Source organism: Sphingobacterium sp. LZ7M1 (assembly GCF_024296865.1).
Classification (GTDB): domain Bacteria; phylum Bacteroidota; class Bacteroidia; order Sphingobacteriales; family Sphingobacteriaceae; genus Sphingobacterium.
This window is the reverse complement of record NZ_CP101134.1, coordinates 2,339,381-2,358,396: the sequence shown is the minus strand read 5'-3', so window position 1 is coordinate 2,358,396 and position 19,016 is coordinate 2,339,381. Positions and strand designations below refer to the sequence as shown.

Here is a 19,016-nt window from a genome sequence, read left to right as displayed (position 1 = left end):
TCTAAGCTTAGAAAATCATATAATGAAAATATACAGAAATCTGGATGAATTCAAAGCGTTGGATTATGCTATCGTCACGATAGGGACATTTGACGGCGTGCATGTTGGTCATCAGAAGATTCTAAATAAGTTGACCGAATTGGCAAAGGATAATACTGGCGAGACAGTTTTGTTAACCTTTTTTCCGCATCCAAGATTAATTATCAATCCAGATGACGATAGCTTAAGGCTGATCAATGATATTGAAGAAAAGGTGGAACGATTGGCACTGGCAGGTATCGACCACTTGATCATCACTCCTTTCACCAGAGACTTTTCCAATCAAAACCCAGAAGAATATATTTCAGATGTTCTGGTCAATAAAATTGGATGTAAGAAAATTGTAATCGGTTATGACCACCATTTTGGTAAGGACCGAAAAGGTACCATTAAGGATTTAATTCATTTTTCTGAGATCTTTGACTATACCGTAGATCAAATCCCTGAACAGGACATCGAAGATGTAGCGGTTTCTTCCACCAGAGTGCGAGAATCGTTGATCAAAGGTGATATTATAACGGCTAACAAATACTTAGGTTATCCCTTTGAATTGACGGGAACAGTGATTAAAGGAGATCAGATTGGACGTGAGATTGGTTTCCCGACCGCAAACTTACACGTGCATGAATCCCATAAATTAATTCCTGCTTATGGTATCTATGCCGTGGATGTGGAAATCTTCCCTAAAACCACTGAAGTAGTAACAGGCGATTATTTTGAACCGGTACCAGAACGTGTGGCAAAAGGGATGTGCTATATTGGAACCCGTCCTACCGTGGATGGGATGAACAGAAAAATTGAGGTCAACCTATTGGACTTCAACGATGATCTTTATACCAAAACCATCCGTGTAAAATTCCTTGAATTTATCCGCCATGATCAATGGTTCGAAAGCCTTGAGCTCATGCAGGAACAGATCAAAAAAGACGAAGCTGATATCAGGAAATATTTCGAAGGGAAGTAGTTTTTGAAGATGTGCAATCTGAGTATTGAGATTTCAGATAGAAAATTTATTAAATATCAAGATTATAAGAAAAGGACCAAATTGGTCCTTTTCTTATTTCTCATATCTCACATCTCCATCTAATAAAGCTAATAGAGATCAAACAGGTCATTCACACCTAAGATCTTTCTACTGGTAAATCCTTCGGCATATTTTACCTGGATGGATCTTCCGAACTCATGAGCCCTTGCTTTTGTGGAATCCATGAAGTCAGGGTTTGAGATATAGGTCTGCGGTTCGTCATCTTGGTTCTCGACATTGAATTGAGAGGTGTAAGCCAATATTGAACGCTCTTTGATATCCCAATACTTCGTAATGTCTATTAAGATGTCTGGTTGAATATATTTGTCTTGGATCAATTGAAGCTGTAGCCTAGGACGAAAGGGTTCTTGAGACTGACCTTCCAATTCAGTTTCTATCCTTCTCAGACCAGCAAGGAACAATGCGTCATTAACAAGCTTGCTAGCACGGCCATGGTCTGGATGACGGTCCTCCCAAGCATTGGTGATGACGATTTCAGGTTGAAACTTTCGAATTGCCTTAATCACTTCCTTCTGACCTTCTTCGTTGTTCTGGAAGAATCCATCCCGTAACCTAAGGTTCTCACGAACGGCTACACCAAGTATTTTTGCAGCGTCTTGAGCTTCCTGGGCACGGATTTCTGGAGTACCACGTGTACCCAATTCGCCTAAAGTAAGGTCTACGATCCCTACTGTTTTACCCTCAGCTACATATTTGGCAATAACACCACCGGCTCCCAATTCTGCATCATCAGGATGTACGGTCATGACAAGTAAATCTAATTTCATCAAATTGTGTATTAAGTACAATACACAAAACTACTAAAATTTAAAGCGATTACTTATCTCCTAGAAGCTCTTCAATGCGATTGTGGACTTTTTTTGACATTGGGCTTGTCAATGAGTAGAAATGATCGACTACTTCACCTTTTTTATTAATTAAATATTTATGGAAATTCCACTTCGGGATAGTGCCAATCTTTCCGTTTTCCTCAATGTTGGTTAGATACCTGTAAAGTGGGTCAGTAAACTCCCCTTTCACATGGATTCGCTTAAAAACAGGAAATGTAACTTGCCTATTGATCCGGCAGTAAGTCTCCAAGGTCCTTCCGGTCAAGGGTTCTTGGTTCCTGAAATCATTGGATGGAAAGGCCAACACCTCAAAACCCAACTCTTTATATTTCTTATACAGATTTTCAAGGGTCCTGAACTGTCTGCTGAAAAAGCAATTGCTTGCGGTATTGACAATGAGTAAAACTTTGCCTTCAAAATCTCGAAGTGATCTCTTCTGTCCACTAAACTCTAATGCATCATAATCATATACGGTCTTACTCATAATAATAGGTTTTTAACGTTTTACCATCGGCCGCGAACGTTCGTACTCGCGAATAATATTCTCTATCTCATAATCTTCCTGAGGATCATATGTACTCTTTAAATTATGGCCAAATATCTTGGCCACACCTTGATATACAAATGCGGAGATACCGCCTTTCATGTCTTTTACAAGGTCATAACTGGTGTTTCCAGTCTGTCTTTCTATCAATTTGATCAAGATCTTACCTTGAGAAACGCTGAGGTTCTTGACTTCCGAAGTGATCTTATCCTTGATTTCCCGCTCACACTCCTTGATCAATCTTTTCTCTTCACGCCTTGAATTGGCCAAGGCTAAGTCCCGGTCTAATTGCTCATATCTTTTTTGGGCATAGATAGCATAAGGAAGAACCCGAATCACATTCCTTCTTAACCTTAAATATTTCTGCCTGTCTTCTTCTGTTTTAAATGTTCGCCTAGCGTATATGACAACTTCCTCAATTGGGAACCAAGGAACAACTTCACCATTATCAAGGGTTGTAGTTGCATAATGTTCTACCACCTCAGGTTTACCCGGTCCATACTGAGGTTTTATCAATGTTTGAGCAAAGCCAATCCCTGGCAATACAAACAAGATCGCTGCGATAAAAACCCACTTTATGTTACTTCCACACATCATCAATATAATAAGCCCTATGCGATAAAATTCATTTTTTTTCTGTATATTTATACTTTACAATTTAGTATAAAATCTTTAATTATTTGTTCAATAAATATAGCAAATTATTTTATTTTTTTTGATAGCAATGCAATTTTATGGAAGAATATGTGATTGATATTGAGGCTGAAAATAAGGAAATCCGTAAAAGATACCGCGCACTTTTAAGGGCTTGTAAGCCCACTCTTCAAAAAGGAGATAAGCAACAGATCAGAAAGGCCTTCGATTTAGCACTGGAAAGCCATAAAGATATGCGCCGGAAATCTGGCGAACCTTATATTTACCATCCTATCGCTGTAGCACAGATCGCTGCAGAAGAAATCGGACTTGGAACTACTTCTATTGTTTGTGCATTGCTACATGATGTTGTTGAGGATACTAGTGTTACCCTTCAAGATATCGAAGAACAGTTCGGAAAAAAAGTGGTGCGTATTATCGACGGCCTGACCAAGATCTCTGGGATCTTTGACCCGAACAGTTCCATGCAAGCCGAGAACTTTAGAAAAATGCTTTTGACCCTAGCGGATGATGTTAGGGTAATCTTAATTAAACTGGCTGACCGTCTTCATAATATGAGGACCATGGAATTCATGGCCCGCCATAAGCAATTGAAGATCGCTTCGGAAACCAGCTACCTTTATGCTCCCCTAGCCCATCGACTGGGATTGTATGCCATAAAATCTGAGCTGGAAGACCTCTCGATGAAATATACGGATCCCGATACGTATAAGTTTATCGCCAAGAAACTGAATGAAAAGAAGGCTGAACGTGAAAAGTTTATCGCTGACTTCATTTCTCCTATTCAGGAGATTCTTGCTGAAGAAGGTATCAATGCTTCTGTTTTTGGAAGACCTAAGTCCATCCACTCCATCTGGAACAAGATGCGCAAGAAGTCCATTCCTTTTGAAGAGGTTTATGACCTATTCGCCATCAGGATCATCATTGATACGGATGATGAAAAGGAAAAAACAGAATGTTGGAAGGTATATTCAATCGTAACTGACCTTTATCGTCCGAATCCAGACCGCTTGCGCGACTGGGTGTCTTCTCCGAAGGCAAATGGCTATGAGTCTTTGCACACTACCGTTATGGGCCCGAGAGGTCAATGGGTAGAAGTGCAGATCAGGACAAGAAGGATGAATGAGATTGCCGAAAAAGGTTTTGCTGCCCATTGGAAATATAAAGAGTCGAACTCTGACAATGGATTGGATCAATGGATCCAAAAGGTACGTGATATCTTGAACAATCCGGAACCTAACGCCCTGGACTTTGTGGATGATTTTAAAATGAACTTGTTCTCGGACGAGATCTTTATCTTCACGCCTAAAGGTACCTTGGTGCAGCTTCCGAACGGTGCTACGGCCCTTGACTTTGCCTTTGAAATCCATACCGATATTGGGGCAACCTGTATTGGTGCCAAGGTAAACCATAAATTGGTGCCCCTGAGCCATGAACTTCTAAATGGCGATCAGGTAGAGATTATCACCTCCAGCAAACAGACTCCAAAAGAAGATTGGCTAAACTTTGTTGTAACGGCAAAGGCGAAGTCAAAAATCAAATCTTCCTTGAAGGAAGAGAAACGCCGTGTAGCTGAGGACGGTAAGGAGATCTTGGAAAGAAAACTGAAATCTCTAAAGATTACCTACAACACGGAAAACATCAATAAAATCGCTAATTTCTTTAAATTCCCTAGTTCGCAGGAGCTATTCTATAATGTAGCAAAGGGAGCTATCGATATTAAGAACCTTAGAAATTTTGTTGCCAATGAGCGTTCTGAAGACGCAAATCAGAATCAATTCCAATCCCATATCAATGGGTTGGTTGAGAAGATCAACAAAAAGGATGATACCATCCTGATCGGCGATGATTATCAGAAAGTCGATTATACATTGGCACCATGCTGTAACCCAATCCCTGGTGATGATATTTTTGGTTTCTTGACAGTCAATGATGGCATTAAGATCCACCGCACCAGCTGTCCGAATGCTTCGAAGTTGATGGCTAACTATGGCTATAGGATATTAAAAGCTAAATGGGCATCATTGCACAATAATGTTGCCTTCTTAACCGGGTTGAAGATCGTCGGTATTGATGATGTGGGCTTAGTAAATAAGATCACAACCGTGATTTCACAGGACTTCAAGGTGAACATCCGCTCTCTATCCATTTCCAGTAACGAGGGGATATTTGAAGGGGATATTATGGTCTTTGTAAACGACACCAATCAATTAGATAGTTTAATCAAGCATTTGAAACAGATTCCAGGCATTACTGGAGTAACACGATATGAGTCAGAAAACTAAAGACTTACAAGGTCTTGACATTTTCACATGGATATTACCATCCTATTTTGGTAAATTTGGAACTTATAAAGGAAATACCTTATGAAACAAGGGGAAAATTACGAAACCGTAAAGAAGATTTTTGAAGCCTATTTAGAAAACAAAAATCTCAGAAAAACACCTGAGCGTTATGCAATCTTAGAAGAAATCTACTCGAGATCAGACCATTTCGATGTAGAATCTCTATATATCCACATGAAAAACAAAAAATACCGTGTAAGTAGAGCGACGGTATATAATACCCTAGAATTACTGGTATCATGTGACTTGGTGACCAAACATCAGTTTGGCCGCAATATGGCTCAGTTTGAAAAATCGTATGGTTACAAACAACATGACCACGTTATCTGCATCGAATGCAATAAAGTAGTGGAGTTTTGTGACCCTAGGGTTTACCAGATCCAATCCATGATTGGCGACCTATTGAATTTTGATATCAAGCACCATTCCCTAAACCTATATGGAATCTGTGCTGACTGCAGAAAAAGTAAACTCAACCAAGAGGCACCCGTAAAAGAAGCAGTAATTTCAAATTAATTTAACATTCGAGGAATTAATATATACCTTTGTTCGGAAAAAGGCACATGAGCACCTTTTTCCGAATTTTTTTTTGATTCGTGAATAAACAAAATAAATTTTAACTAATAAATTTCAAGTAATACTATGCAAGTTGATGTGCTATTGGGATTGCAGTGGGGAGACGAGGGAAAAGGAAAAATCGTTGATGTTTTTTGTCCAAAATATGATTTGATCGCTCGCTTCCAAGGCGGACCAAACGCGGGACACACTTTAGAGTTTGACAACAAGAAATTTGTATTGAACACTATTCCTTCAGGAATCTTCAATGAAGGAACCCTAAACCTAATCGGTAACGGCGTTGTAATCGACCCTATCATCCTGAAAAGAGAATTGGACAACCTTAAAGCCGCTGGATTCGATCCAGTTGGTAAAGGAAACTTGGTAATTGCGCGTAAAGCACACTTAATTTTACCAACCCATCAACTATTGGATGCAGCATCTGAATCTAATATGGGCGCTGGTAAGATCGGTTCTACACTTAAAGGTATCGGTCCTACTTATATGGACAAAACTGGCCGTAATGGCTTAAGAGTCGGAGATACAACTCTTCCCGACTTTATGGAGCGTTACGAAAAACTTAAGCAAAAGCACCTTTCCATGTTAGCTCACTATGGTGAGATTCCTGATTTTTCTGAAAAGGAAAAAGCGTTCATGGATGCTATTGAATTCTTGAAATCTATCCCTCATGTAGATTCTGAACACCTTGTAAACCAATACCTAAAAGATGGTAAACGTGTGTTGGCAGAAGGTGCACAGGGAACTCTTCTGGATGTTGACTTCGGTTCTTATCCATTCGTAACTTCTTCAAATACCACTACTGCTGGTGCTTGTACAGGTTTAGGAATTGCTCCAAACAAAATCGGTGAAGTATTCGGAATCTTTAAAGCTTATGCAACTCGTGTAGGTGGCGGTCCATTCCCGACAGAACTTGAAAATGAAACTGGCGAGAAATTACGCCAATTAGGTCATGAGTTTGGCGCGACTACAGGTAGAGCTCGTCGTACCGGATGGATTGATCTTCCTGCATTGAAATATGCCATTATGATCAACGGTGTTACTGAATTGATCATGATGAAAGCGGATGTATTGGATACTTTTGACAAGATCTACGTTTGTACACACTATAAATACCAAGGTGAAACTATCGATTACATGCCATATGAAATCATAACTCACCAACCTGAGCCTATCCTGAAAGAAGTTGAAGGATGGAATACAGATTTAACTGGTATCCGTAGTAAAGATGAAATTCCAGCTGCATTGAACAATTACATTGCTTTCTTAGAACAAGAATTGAATGTGCCAATTAAGTATTTGTCAGTAGGTCCAGATCGTACGCAAACTATTGTTTTATAAGAAATATGGCAAAAGCCATTTTTGAAACGGACTCTTCTACATTTTTACTTCAGGCACTTAATTGGTCTAAAGGATTTGATACGGTATGTCTTTTTCAATCAAATGGTTTCCAAAATCAATATTCAAAGATTGGGAATCTATTAGCCATTGGTGCTAAGGAAGAATTCTCAGCCAATGTAGGATCAGTCTTTACTGATCTAGAAAACTTTAAATCCCGGTATCCAAACACTTTGATACCGGGATTTCTTAGTTATGATCTCAAAAACGAGGTCGAAGATCTTCAAACTAACCACCCTAACCCACTTGGTTTTCCAGATGCGTACTTCTTTATTCCTCAGATATTAATTGAATTGAACAAGGATTCAATCAGTATAACTGCGGAGGATCCTCAAAAAACATTTGAAGAGATCAGTATGTTCCCAAGCTTGGATCTGCATTATCAATTTAAGGGCAAAATACAGCCTAGAATGAATCAAGCGGCATATTTTGATGCTTTCAATAATATCCAAAGGCATATTTATCAGGGTGATATATATGAAGCCAACCTCTGTCAGGAGTTTTATGATGAGCAGGCAGAGATTGATAATCCTGAGGCCCTGTACCTACGTTTGAATAGCCTTTCCCCTACTCCATTCTCATCTTTCATCAAGGTCAGGGACAAGTACGTCATCAGCGCTTCTCCCGAACGCTTTCTTGCAAAAAGAGGAAAAACTTTGGTTTCCCAACCGATCAAAGGAACTGCAGCTCGAGGAAAGAATGCAAAAGAAGATGAAGAGTTGAGGAACAATCTTGCAAGAAATCCCAAAGAGATTGCAGAGAACGTCATGATTGTGGATCTCGTTCGAAATGACCTGACGAGAAGTGCCATTCCGGGAACAGTTGAGGTGACGGAGAAACTCGGAATCTATACCTTTGAGCATGTCCACCAAATGATTTCCACGGTATCTTGCGAAATGGATGAAAGCCTAACTGAAACTGAAGTTATCCGTAACACCTTTCCGGCAGGTTCAATGACTGGCGCACCAAAGATTTCAGCCATGAAATTATGTGATAAATACGAAACATCACGTCGCGGAGTGTATTCAGGTGCTATTGGATACTTTTCTGCTGACGGTGATTTTGACTTTAACGTGGTCATCCGTACCATTCTCTTCAATAAAACCCAACAATACCTATCCTTCCATACCGGCAGTGCCATCACTGTAGATGCCAATGCAGCACATGAATTCGCCGAATGTTATACCAAAGCAAGTGCGATTTTGAAAGCTTTAGAACAAAAGCTTTAAATAAATTCATCAGATACCCAATATATTGTAGTTATTTTTTCAATAAAATCTGCAAATCATTAACATTTTGTTATTTTTGTTTCGATTATGAAAATTAGTGGACAGATGTCTTACTAAACTATGTTTATATTGTAAAATTTTTAATGGGACGTCATATTTTAAAAAGAGAGCAAGCGATCACGTTTGTTAAGGAAACATTTGCATCTCGATTGAAGGAAGTATTAAACCTCACACCTGTTTCTTCACCAATAGTGGTTTTGGATGGGACAGGAATTAACGATGATTTAAATGGAATCGAGAGACCTGTGTCTTTTCCGATCAAATCATTATCAGACCAAAGAGCCGTTGTAGTGCACTCATTGGCAAAATGGAAAAGAATCAGATTGAAAGAATTGGAAATGGAACCTGGAGAAGGTATCCTAACTGATATGCGAGCATTACGCCCCGATGAAGATTACTCCCCGATCCATTCTATATATGTGGATCAATGGGATTGGGAAAAATGCATCCGCTATGATGACCGTAATCTTGATTTCCTGAAAGAAACTGTAGAAAAGATCTACGGTGTAATCTATTCTACCGAACAAGCAGTTGCCGAAAAATATCCACACGTTGAGACTATCCTTCCAAAAGAAATCAAGTTCATTTCTTCCGAAGAATTGTTATTAGCTTATCCGCACCTATCTCCTAAAGAGCGTGAAAACGCTATCTCAAAAGAATATGGGGCCGTATTCCTATATGGTATCGGAGGCGCTCTTTCCAACGGGCTTGCCCATGATGGCCGTGCAGCGGATTATGATGATTGGAGCACAGACAATAGCCTTGGATACAGAGGATTAAACGGTGATATCTTGGTATGGAACCCTATCCTTGGTTCTGCCTTTGAACTATCATCTATGGGAATCCGTGTCGATAAAAAAGCACTGATGACCCAATTGGAAATCAGAAACAGCCTAGACCGTCAAAAATTGACCTTCCACCAGATGTTATTGAACGATCTATTGCCAGAATCCATTGGTGGTGGTATCGGTCAATCCAGAATCTGTATGTTTATGTTGAAATTAAAACATATTGGAGAGGTTCAAGTAAGTATCTGGGATCCAAAGAAAAAAGAAGAACTCCTAGACCAAGGAGTTGAATTACTATAATCTTTAAAGATTAATCGAAAATAATACTAATAATTTTAGTAAATAAAATTATTAGTATTATTTTTGTTTAATGGAGTCTTCACACTTTGCTATAGTCGATATCGAAACCACTGGTGGTTATGCCTCTGCCAGTCAAATTACTGAAATAGCTATTTTCATATATGATGGCGATCGGGTAATAAACGAATATAGCACCTTAATCAATCCTGAACAACCTATTCCATTCCATATCCAAGCCCTTACGGGCATTACAGATGAAATGGTCAAGGACTCCCCTGTTTTTGCTGATGTGGCAGAAATGGTCTTTAATCTCTTGGAGAACAAGATTTTTGTTGCCCATAACGTACATTTCGATTATTCCTTCATCCAATCTTCACTGAAGAATTCAGGTTACGACTGGAAAACATCCAGGCTCTGTACTGTCAGGTTATCAAAAAAGATCTTTCCAAACCTTAATTCATATAGTCTTGGGCGTCTTTGCCAATCCTTAGGCATTGACATACAGGATAGGCACCGTGCGAAGGGAGATGCCGAAGCTACGGTTACCCTATTCCAGCAACTTCAGGAAGCCGATAGCCATCAAATTATTGAAAATTCCATCAAACATAAGGCTAAGGAGCAGCGAATCCCGACCCATATTTCTTCAGAGCAGGTCAATAACCTTCCCATGAGTACCGGAGTATATATCTTTAAGAATTCCAGTTCCAAGATCATCTATGTCGGTAAAGCAAACAATATTAAGAAAAGGGTGATTTCCCATTTTACGGGAAATAATACAGGACAAAGGAGACAAAGCTTTATCAATGAAATCTGCTATATTGAATTCCAGGAAACTGGAACTGAATTAATGGCATTTCTATTGGAGTGCCACCTGATCAAGAAGAACTGGCCGATCTACAACCGAGCTCTAAAGAAGTTTGAACCCAAATACGGTCTATTGGACTATGAAGATCAAAATGGATATATCAGGCTTTCCATTTGCCAGGTTCGCAAAAATGTAAAACCCATCTACTATTTCAATAGCGTTCATGAATCAACACAGCTTTTACTCAAATTGGTCCAGGAATTCGAACTTGATCTTCGTTTATGCTCATTTTTTTCCAATCCAAATGTACCGAAGGAATCTAAGGATGTCCCCTCGAACAAAACATTACCCGAATTGGAGGAGTACAATCTCAAGGTAACCCAAGCTATTGAGTCCTTGACCGACCAAAAACGTAGTTTTGTGATATTGGACAAAGGAAGGAACATGAACGAGAAAAGCTATGTATATTATAAGGACAATAAGGTATATGCTATTGGATTCGTTGAGAATGATGATGAAAACATGGATATAGACAACATTGTCAGTCAAGATGATTTGGTGATCAATAACTTTTACATGAACCACTTGGCAGAAAGCTATGCAACATTATATCCCAACAAAGTCCTGCAATTAAAAGGTGTTCCTTCTCTAGAATAGAGTCAATTGATATCCCTCTTCCACAGCTTCTAAATCATGAAAATTCGAAATCGTAACTCCCAGTAATCTGACCCGACTTTCTTGCAGATCCAGTTTATTCAAAAGGTCCAGGGCTTGATTCTCGATATCCACGAGCTGTTCCATGGGCGTGAAAAAGGTCCGGCTTCTTGTAATCTGCGTAAAATCTCCGAACTTCACCTTTAAGGTAATGGTCTTACCAAACTTCTCTGCTTTTTTGAGGCGCTTGAATAATTTGCTTGAAATCCTTTTTATCTCTTCCACCATATCCTCCCGTTCCCTTAGGTCCGTCTCAAAAGTATCTTCCACCCCGATGGACTTACTGATCCTATTGGGTTTAACAGGGCGGTTATCCTCCCCACGGACAATTTGATAGAAGAACTTTCCCGACTTTCCGAAATGCTGGATCATCTCTATTTCCGAAAACCTCTTCAGGTCATGTCCATTGAATATCCCCATTTGGTTCATCTTTTTGGCCGTTACTTTTCCGACTCCAAAGAACTTCTCGATAGGCAATTTTTCCAGAAATGAAACGATCTTCGAAGGCCCAATAAAAGTCAAGCCATCAGGTTTCTGGAAATCGGAGGCGATTTTAGCCACAAACTTATTGACCGAAACCCCAGCAGAGGCGGTTAAACCCAGTTCTTCAGAAATGGCATCTTTAATTTGCTTCGCTATTTCAATTGCTGAACCTATCCCCTGCTTATCTTCTGTTACATCCAAATAGGCCTCATCTAAGGACAAAGGCTCGATCAAGTCCGTATATCGGCTGAATATGGAACGTATATGATTAGAAACCTCCTTATAGACATCAAATCTCGGATAGGTTAAAAGTAAATGTGGGCACAGTTGCAAAGCCATACGGGAAGACATTGCTGATTTCACACCAAATTTCCGGGCTTCATAGCTTGCAGTGGCCACAACTCCCCTGCCATCTGGCGAACCGCCGACAGCAAGGGGCTTTCCTCTAAATTCAGGGAAATCGCGCTGTTCCACAGAAGCATAAAACGCATCCATGTCGATATGAATGATCTTTCGCATTATCCAAAAGTAAAAAAATGGTATTAATACTACATATCCAAAGCCCAAATTTGACTTTAAGCCATGAAATTATAGTATCTTTGCGCTAAGTCCAATATATTATTAAAAAATGAGTAAAGTAAAAGTTGGTATGGTTCAAATGTCTTGTGTAAAAGACAAACAAACGAACCTAAACAAAGCTATTGAGAAAGTTCGTGAAGCTGCTGCCAAAGGTGCACAAATTGTATGTTTACAAGAGTTATTTACTTCTTTGTATTTCTGCGATGTGGAAGATTACGATAATTTTGATTTAGCAGAAGCAATCCCTGGACCTTCTACAGATGCCCTTTCTGCAGTGGCTAAAGAGTTAGGAGTAGTAATTATTGCTTCTCTATTCGAAAAAAGAGCGCAAGGATTATATCATAATACCACAGCTATCTTAGATGCAGACGGTTCTTACCTGGGTAAATACCGCAAGATGCATATCCCTGATGATCCCGCATTCTACGAAAAATTCTATTTCACCCCAGGTGATCTAGGTTATAAAGTATTCAATACAAAATTTGGTAAGATTGGTGTATTGATCTGTTGGGATCAATGGTACCCTGAAGCTTCTAGGATCACTGCCCTTATGGGTGCTGAAATCATGTTCTACCCTACTGCTATCGGATGGGCGACTGATCAAGACGAGGAAACCAATCAAGACCAATACAATGCTTGGCAAACTATCCAACGCTCCCATGCAGTTGCAAATGGAGTACCGGTAGTATCGGTAAACCGCGTTGGCTTTGAACAAGATGGTGCCATGAAATTCTGGGGCGGTAGTTTTGCTGCCAATGCACAGGGTAAATTATTGTACTTAGCCTCCCATGATAAAGAAGAAGTGGAAGTAGTGGAAATCGATTTAAATCAATCCGATTATTTCCGCAAACACTGGCCTTTCCTACGTGATAGACGTATTGAAACCTATAGCCCAATTACCAAAAGGTTTATTGACGAAGATTAATAAGCTTTAATTTAAAATATAATAAGAACTATGTTTTGTACCACGAAACATAGTTTTTTTACGCTACTTTATTATGACAGCGCATATCAATTCAGATTTATATTCATTTCAAGATACTCCCAAAGCTCAAGGCTTTGTTTTTCCTGCAGAATGGGAAAAACAGGATGCACTTTGGTTAAGTTGGCCACATAAGGAAGAATCTTGGCCAGGAAAAATAGAAACCATTTACGAACCATATTGCCAGTTTATTAAACTGGTTGCCGAGGATCAACTTGTCCGCATCAATGTTGCTGATGAAGAAATGAAAGCATTTGCTCTCGGCCATATTGAAAAATCGGGTGCTAAAATGGAAAACATCAGTTTCTATTTCAACCCGACCAATGATGCCTGGTGCCGTGACCATGGCCCTGCCTTTGTAATCAATCGCGAAACTGGCGAAAAAGCTATCGTAGATTGGGGATACAATGCTTGGGGCGGAAAATACCCACCATTTGACCTAGATGATGTAGTTCCTACAAGGATCGCAAAAGAATTCAACCTTAAACTATTTACTCCGCCAATCGTTATGGAAGGTGGATCTGTAGAATTTAATGGTAAAGGAACTATCTTGACCACTACCGCTTGCCTATTGAACGAAAACAGGAACCCGCATCTCAATAAAGAGCAAATTGAAACTTATTTGAAGGATTACTATGGCCAAGACCAAGTCCTTTGGTTAGGTGACGGAATTGTTGGCGATGATACGGATGGGCATATCGACGATATTACGAGATTTGTTTCAGAGGACACCGTTCTAACGGTCGTTGAGGAGGATAAATCGGACGAAAACTATGCTTTATTACAGGAGAACCTAGACAACTTAAAAGGCATGAAGCTTTTGGATGGTCGCTCTCTAAATGTAATTGAGTTGCCGATGCCAAGACCGGTAGAATACGATGAGCAAAGGCTACCTGCTTCATACGCAAACTTTTACATTGCAAACAAAGTGGTTATTGTACCTGTTTTTAATGATAAAAATGATCAAAAAGCCTTAGAAATTATTCAAAGTGTCTTCCCTGATAGAAAAGTAATCGGAATCGATTCTGTAGATATTATTTGGGGATTGGGAAGTTTTCACTGTTTAAGTCAACAAGAACCTTCAATATAATATGAAAAACCTAAAACAGCTCTTATTAACCTCAGCATTCATCTTTTTAGGCCTATGTATGGCTCAGGCTCAAGAAAGAGATGACCGTGCAACGATATTGAATTTCAAAGGTATTCAGTATAAATCGAATGACTCTTTGTTCTATATCAACTTTCGTTTTAGAATGCAAAACCGATTAGGTTTCAAACAGGAACTGAATGATATTGACGATGGTAAATTCGATGCCAGGATCAGAAGACTGCGTATGCGTATGGATGGATACATCTATACCCCAAAGATTTCCTATTCGGTACAATTGGCCTTTACCCGCAGTGACCAAGATTACGATGATACCAAGGTAGCAAATATCGTAAGGGACGCGGTGATGTTCTATAACTTTTCAGATGATTTCTATATTTCTTTTGGACAGAATAAATTACCGGGTAACCGCCAACGTGTAAATTCCTCAGGGCAATTGCAGTTCGCCGATCGTTCCTTGGTAAATGACAACTTTACCTTAGACCGTGACTTTGGTATTTCCCTGAATTTGAGTAAGAAAATCGGGAATATGCCATTCAACGCAAAAGCCGCTATCTCAACAGGTGAAGGTCGTGCTGCAGCTTCAACCGATCCAGGTTTAGCATATACCGGTCGTGTTGAATTCCTACCTTTGGGTAAATTTACCAATGAAAATGATTACCAAGAAGGTGACTTAGAACGAGAAGAAACACCAAAAGTATCTATTGGTGCTGGATACAGTTATAACGATAGAACCAAAAGAGAAGGTGGTCAGTTAGGTAGGTTCGTACAAAATCCTTTTACTTTCAAAACCACATTTGCAGATGCGATGTTTAAATACAGTGGTTTTGCATACCAAGCTGAATACATGCGTCGTGATGTAGATAATCCATTTAACATCACAGATGAAGAAAAGCCACAGGAAACTGTCGCGTATAAAGGATGGGGTATAAACCAACAAATGTCCTATCTTATGAACCATGGCTATGAAATAGCTGGTAGATACACCTTAGTTCAGCCGGATAGTGAAATCAAGGCATTTGAAAGACAAACCGAAGTGGTGGAGTTAGGCCTTACCAAATATATGAAAGCCCACCGCTTGAAATTCCAATTGAATGGTAATTATACCTTCAAAGATGGCCATTTCAACAACAGTAATGACAAAAGCTCTTGGGGCGCCATGTTCCAAGTTGAATTGGGAATCTAATACTTTCCAACACCTCATATCCAAAGGCTGCAAGTAATTTTGCGGCCTTTGTCATTTAATCCTATGGATTTTCCCCTTTTATTGCATCATGGTTATAAGAATCCTTATCTTTAAAGATTAATTGTTGCAATGAAATATTACTTAATAGCCGGTGAAACATCAGGCGATCTGCATGGTGCAAACCTGATCAAAGCATTAAAAAAAGAAGACCCCGAAGCTGAATTCCATATTGTTGGTGGCGATCAGATGCAAGAGGCTGCTGAAGTCCCTGTCCTGATCCATACCTCTGAAATGGCATTTATGGGTTTCGTGGAGGTTTTAATGAACCTTCGTAGCATTTCCAGGAACCTTAAAAAAGTAAAGGAAGATATACAAAAGGTCAAACCTGATTGCCTGATCTTGATTGATTTCCCTGGCTTCAATATGAAAATAGCGGAATTCGCCAAGAAGCTCGGAATTCCCGTAAACTATTATATTTCGCCTAAAATTTGGGCCTGGAATCAGAAACGCGTTTACAAGATCAAAAAAGTAGTGGACCATATGTTCTGTATCCTTCCTTTTGAGGTCAAGTTCTATAAAGAATTCAGATATGATGTGGACTATGTAGGCAATCCCTTATTGGATGCAATTTCTGCCTATAAGTTCCAACCTGATTTCCGAGAAAAAAATGGCTTGGACAAAAGTCCGATCATTGCCTTATTGCCGGGAAGCAGAAAAATGGAAATCGAGCATCTTCTTCCTGAAATGGTAGATTTGTACAATCGTTTTCCTGCGCATCAATTGGTCATCGCCGGAGCCCCTAACATTGACCTGAGCCTCTACCAAAGGTATATTGGCGATTATCCTATCCCAGTCATATTTGATCAAACCTATGACCTTCTAAAGCATGCTGAGGCAGCAGTGGTGACCAGTGGTACAGCGACATTGGAAACCGCACTCCTAAGGGTGCCCCAGGTAGTCGTTTATAAAGCAAATCCTATCTCGGTCATGATTGCTAGACAGGTCATTAAAGTTCGGTTTATCTCATTGGTAAATCTGATCAACGATTATCTTTCCGTAATCGAATTGATCCAGAAAGATTGTACCACGTCTAATATTTCGGATGAACTTGGTTTATTGATATCTAACCCTGAGCATCGGGCCAGTGTATTAGAAAATTATGATGTCCTTATGGAGAAAATGGGAACTCCAGGTGCCTCCGAAAAAACCGCTAAATTGATAGTGGAATATATGAAGGCTGAAAATTAAACTTTTTTCCAATAATATTGTCCTAATATACAGGAGGATAATGAAATGAAATACATATTAAGTTTAGCGTTTATTTTAGGAAGCTTCTTTACATATGCGCAAGAAGTTCAACATATTCCACGCCTAGAGCTTGGAAAAAAAGACAAAAAAGTTTTCAGCAGAGGAGACTCTTCCATGATCTTGAAAATAGATACCTTGATCATGAAAGATAAATCCAAAATAGAGTTCTATGCCAAAAAGGATGTAAAACTCGAAATTGGATATGCTGAAATCGGTAAAAATGTGGTGATTACCGGGCAAGACAGCAAGAACAATGCAACCAATATTGATATGGACGTCAATTTTAAAAAATTGGGATCCCTATTCATAATTGCTAGAGGTCTAGATGCTTTCAACGGTACCAAGACATTCCCAAATGGCAACGGTGGAAAAGTGAGTATCACCTATGATCCAACAGGAGTCAATCCACAAACCAAGGATAAAAAAGGAAACAACTACCTATTTGTTGACATTAAGGAAGGTGGTCTTAGGGTTAATCCAACAAGTGAGATTGGCCAGATATACAGCCGTATCTCTATGTCCTACCCTGGGTTAAGAGGAATGCCGCAAGGACAGATTTACTCTGGTTCTCCTGGTAGAGAAGGATCAGTGGAAATAAAAGCAAAGGAATAATAACAGAATAAAATGTTAGTCCGCGCTATTTTCGGAGCATAAAAAAAACGATCAGGTGTAAGCATCTGATCGTTTTTTATTACCCTTTATTTTTGATATTGAGTTCAAATTATTCGAACCATGTTTTGACCTTATTCGAGACATATTCGGAAATTTCGGAATGTGTCTCGAATAAGGTCAGAAGGAGCTATACAATTTTATCAGTTGTTATTCTTAAAAGAAAAAAATTGAATGGGCTCTACCCTATTGCATGTTGCGTATTTTCTTTTGTTTTATTTTCTTTTTTAGCCTTATTGATCTTCAACTGCAAGAGAATTATTGAAGCTATAAAGGTAACTACTGCAATAATGGCTAATCCTAAAATCGGGCCATGCAGATAAGCAGATGTACCTTTTTCGATCATTAAGGTACGGAAAATCTGTAAATAATGGGTCAATGGAATCATTTTCGCAATGCCTACCACCCAATCAGGCATTTGGCTCAATGGCCATGTAAAACCACTCAAGATAAAACTTGGGGTCGCAATGACCATCAGGATCTCGGTAGCCTTCAACTGACTTGGAATAGCAATACTGACCAGCACACCGATGAAGCTTACTGCCAAGAGGAATAACATGGTTGAACCAAAGAAAGTCCAGCCATCGAGTTCTAATGGCATCCTATACCAAATCGAATAAGCATAGTACAGTCCAAAGATCAGGAAGGACATTAAGATGTAAGGCAAAATTTTCACCAGGATCAGTACAAATACGTTTTTAGATCTGTTGACCAATTCGTTGAACGTGCCTTTTTCAAATTCTGAGGCAAAACTCAATGCCAGTCCAAGCATCATGACCTGTTGCAAAACCGTTAACAGCACTCCCGGCAACATAAAATACAGGTAGTTACCACTGCGGATATTTTGCTTGATCATGGTAATCTTAAAGGGTTCAAACTGTTTGCTGGCAACAAATTCAGGTACACCTTTCTTCTGCTGTGCTTTGATCTGTATACCTGCTTTTAAGGTTGATGCAGCAACATTCACGGCCATCATGGCGTAATTGGAAGTCAAGGTGTTGGAGGCATTGACAAACAAGGTCAGTTCCGTACTTCGATTATAATTAATGTCGGACGAAAAATTACGAGGGATCTGAACGACTACGGTTGATTCCGTTTTCATGGCTTCATCTTTAGCCTTGAAAGGATCGTTGAGAACCTTTGCCACATAAATGACTTCATTTTCCTCAAACATATCGATCAACTGTCTACTCAATGGGCTTCTGTCTTCATCCACCACTATGATGGGTAAGTTTGTCACTTTACCCTTCTTATATACTCCGCCAACCAAAACACCATATAGCACAGGAGCACCAAGGAAAAGCACAAGCAATACTTTATTCTGAAAGAAAAGCTTGAATTCTCTTATTATTAAACTCCAAAAATTCTTCATGCTAA

Annotated in this window: 17 protein-coding genes; 12 read left to right on the top strand and 5 right to left on the bottom strand. The window is 39.4% G+C overall.

Features of this window, described 5'->3' with window-relative positions:
- The first annotated feature begins 22 nt into the window (after window positions 1-22).
- Entirely contained in the window at window positions 23-1,003 is a 981-nt protein-coding gene (locus NMK93_RS10200; RefSeq protein WP_185214434.1) for a bifunctional riboflavin kinase/FAD synthetase, read from the top strand.
- A gap of 128 nt (window positions 1,004-1,131) precedes the next feature.
- Here the strand turns inward: NMK93_RS10200 and bshB1 are convergent, their stop codons facing one another.
- From bshB1 to NMK93_RS10185, 3 genes are read right to left on the bottom strand one after another with little or no spacing between them, the layout of a single operon-like run.
- A complete protein-coding gene (bshB1, locus tag NMK93_RS10195; protein ID WP_254527109.1) occupies window positions 1,132-1,851 on the bottom strand; it encodes a bacillithiol biosynthesis deacetylase BshB1 in 720 nt (239 codons plus the stop codon).
- A gap of 49 nt (window positions 1,852-1,900) precedes the next feature.
- On the bottom strand, window positions 1,901-2,398 hold the full coding sequence (locus tag NMK93_RS10190; protein WP_185214432.1) for a glutathione peroxidase: 498 nt from the start codon (window positions 2,396-2,398) through the stop codon (window positions 1,901-1,903).
- A gap of 12 nt (window positions 2,399-2,410) precedes the next feature.
- Complete coding sequence (locus tag NMK93_RS10185; RefSeq protein WP_237219462.1) at window positions 2,411-3,055, bottom strand: DUF4294 domain-containing protein; 645 nt, start codon at window positions 3,053-3,055, stop codon at window positions 2,411-2,413.
- 137 nt (window positions 3,056-3,192) lie between these two features.
- Here NMK93_RS10185 and NMK93_RS10180 point away from each other — a divergent pair, with 137 nt between their 5' ends.
- The 6 genes from NMK93_RS10180 to NMK93_RS10155 all read left to right on the top strand — a co-directional run bounded on the left by NMK93_RS10180 (window position 3,193) and on the right by NMK93_RS10155 (window position 11,267).
- The gene (locus NMK93_RS10180) at window positions 3,193-5,397 is read left to right on the top strand and encodes a bifunctional (p)ppGpp synthetase/guanosine-3',5'-bis(diphosphate) 3'-pyrophosphohydrolase (protein ID WP_185214431.1); all 2,205 of its coding nucleotides are present in this window, start codon (window positions 3,193-3,195) and stop codon (window positions 5,395-5,397) included.
- Window positions 5,398-5,478: 81 nt separating this feature from the next.
- A complete protein-coding gene (locus NMK93_RS10175) occupies window positions 5,479-5,973 on the top strand; it encodes a Fur family transcriptional regulator (protein ID WP_093096388.1) in 495 nt (164 codons plus the stop codon).
- Window positions 5,974-6,099: 126 nt separating this feature from the next.
- On the top strand, window positions 6,100-7,371 hold the full coding sequence (locus NMK93_RS10170; protein ID WP_185214429.1) for an adenylosuccinate synthase: 1,272 nt from the start codon (window positions 6,100-6,102) through the stop codon (window positions 7,369-7,371).
- Between the two features lie 5 nt (window positions 7,372-7,376).
- Window positions 7,377-8,657 carry an anthranilate synthase component I family protein gene (locus tag NMK93_RS10165; RefSeq protein ID WP_254527106.1) on the top strand — a complete coding sequence of 427 codons (1,281 nt, stop codon included), beginning with the start codon at window positions 7,377-7,379 and terminating at the stop codon, window positions 8,655-8,657.
- A gap of 143 nt (window positions 8,658-8,800) precedes the next feature.
- Complete coding sequence (gene asnA, locus NMK93_RS10160) at window positions 8,801-9,805, top strand: aspartate--ammonia ligase (protein WP_185214427.1); 1,005 nt, start codon at window positions 8,801-8,803, stop codon at window positions 9,803-9,805.
- A 70-nt stretch (window positions 9,806-9,875) separates the two neighbouring features.
- Entirely contained in the window at window positions 9,876-11,267 is a 1,392-nt protein-coding gene (locus NMK93_RS10155) for an exonuclease domain-containing protein (protein ID WP_254527105.1), read from the top strand.
- On the opposite strand, the gene dinB is transcribed toward NMK93_RS10155, so the two are convergent.
- A complete protein-coding gene (gene dinB, locus NMK93_RS10150; protein ID WP_254527104.1) occupies window positions 11,259-12,326 on the bottom strand; it encodes a DNA polymerase IV in 1,068 nt (355 codons plus the stop codon). The two genes, NMK93_RS10155 and dinB, sit on opposite strands and share 9 nt — an antisense overlap.
- 109 nt (window positions 12,327-12,435) lie before the next feature.
- On the opposite strand from dinB, the gene NMK93_RS10145 reads away from it, so the two are divergent.
- From NMK93_RS10145 to NMK93_RS10125, 5 genes are all read left to right on the top strand, one after another.
- Window positions 12,436-13,311 (top strand): carbon-nitrogen hydrolase, encoded by an 876-nt coding sequence (locus NMK93_RS10145; protein ID WP_185216259.1) that lies wholly within the window; start codon window positions 12,436-12,438, stop codon window positions 13,309-13,311.
- A gap of 73 nt (window positions 13,312-13,384) precedes the next feature.
- Entirely contained in the window at window positions 13,385-14,458 is a 1,074-nt protein-coding gene (locus NMK93_RS10140) for an agmatine/peptidylarginine deiminase (protein WP_185214423.1), read from the top strand.
- 1 nt (window position 14,459) lies between these two features.
- A complete protein-coding gene (locus NMK93_RS10135) occupies window positions 14,460-15,662 on the top strand; it encodes a porin (protein WP_254527103.1) in 1,203 nt (400 codons plus the stop codon).
- A 129-nt stretch (window positions 15,663-15,791) separates the two neighbouring features.
- A complete protein-coding gene (gene lpxB, locus NMK93_RS10130) occupies window positions 15,792-16,910 on the top strand; it encodes a lipid-A-disaccharide synthase (RefSeq protein ID WP_254527102.1) in 1,119 nt (372 codons plus the stop codon).
- A 45-nt stretch (window positions 16,911-16,955) separates the two neighbouring features.
- On the top strand, window positions 16,956-17,582 hold the full coding sequence (locus NMK93_RS10125; protein ID WP_185214420.1) for a hypothetical protein: 627 nt from the start codon (window positions 16,956-16,958) through the stop codon (window positions 17,580-17,582).
- Window positions 17,583-17,820: 238 nt separating this feature from the next.
- Here NMK93_RS10125 and NMK93_RS10120 read toward each other — a convergent pair whose 3' ends face one another.
- Complete coding sequence (locus NMK93_RS10120; protein ID WP_254527101.1) at window positions 17,821-19,011, bottom strand: ABC transporter permease; 1,191 nt, start codon at window positions 19,009-19,011, stop codon at window positions 17,821-17,823.
- Window positions 19,012-19,016: the final 5 nt, after the last annotated feature.

Bases quoted from the DNA above. Each gene is read 5' to 3' on its own strand.
- NMK93_RS10120 (WP_254527101.1), bottom strand. From the start codon at position 19,011: ATGAAGAATTTTTGGAGTTTAATAATAAGAGAATTCAAGCTTTTCTTT.
- bshB1 (WP_254527109.1), bottom strand. From the start codon at position 1,851: ATGAAATTAGATTTACTTGTCATGACCGTACATCCTGATGATGCAGAA.
- NMK93_RS10165 (WP_254527106.1), top strand. From the start codon at position 7,377: ATGGCAAAAGCCATTTTTGAAACGGACTCTTCTACATTTTTACTTCAG.
- NMK93_RS10135 (WP_254527103.1), top strand. From the start codon at position 14,460: ATGAAAAACCTAAAACAGCTCTTATTAACCTCAGCATTCATCTTTTTA.
- NMK93_RS10155 (WP_254527105.1), top strand. From the start codon at position 9,876: ATGGAGTCTTCACACTTTGCTATAGTCGATATCGAAACCACTGGTGGT.
- lpxB (WP_254527102.1), top strand. From the start codon at position 15,792: ATGAAATATTACTTAATAGCCGGTGAAACATCAGGCGATCTGCATGGT.
- asnA (WP_185214427.1), top strand. From the start codon at position 8,801: ATGGGACGTCATATTTTAAAAAGAGAGCAAGCGATCACGTTTGTTAAG.
- NMK93_RS10175 (WP_093096388.1), top strand. From the start codon at position 5,479: ATGAAACAAGGGGAAAATTACGAAACCGTAAAGAAGATTTTTGAAGCC.
- NMK93_RS10145 (WP_185216259.1), top strand. From the start codon at position 12,436: ATGAGTAAAGTAAAAGTTGGTATGGTTCAAATGTCTTGTGTAAAAGAC.
- NMK93_RS10180 (WP_185214431.1), top strand. From the start codon at position 3,193: ATGGAAGAATATGTGATTGATATTGAGGCTGAAAATAAGGAAATCCGT.
- NMK93_RS10140 (WP_185214423.1), top strand. From the start codon at position 13,385: ATGACAGCGCATATCAATTCAGATTTATATTCATTTCAAGATACTCCC.
- NMK93_RS10170 (WP_185214429.1), top strand. From the start codon at position 6,100: ATGCAAGTTGATGTGCTATTGGGATTGCAGTGGGGAGACGAGGGAAAA.
- NMK93_RS10125 (WP_185214420.1), top strand. From the start codon at position 16,956: ATGAAATACATATTAAGTTTAGCGTTTATTTTAGGAAGCTTCTTTACA.
- dinB (WP_254527104.1), bottom strand. From the start codon at position 12,326: ATGCGAAAGATCATTCATATCGACATGGATGCGTTTTATGCTTCTGTG.
- NMK93_RS10200 (WP_185214434.1), top strand. From the start codon at position 23: ATGAAAATATACAGAAATCTGGATGAATTCAAAGCGTTGGATTATGCT.
- NMK93_RS10185 (WP_237219462.1), bottom strand. From the start codon at position 3,055: ATGATGTGTGGAAGTAACATAAAGTGGGTTTTTATCGCAGCGATCTTG.
- NMK93_RS10190 (WP_185214432.1), bottom strand. From the start codon at position 2,398: ATGAGTAAGACCGTATATGATTATGATGCATTAGAGTTTAGTGGACAG.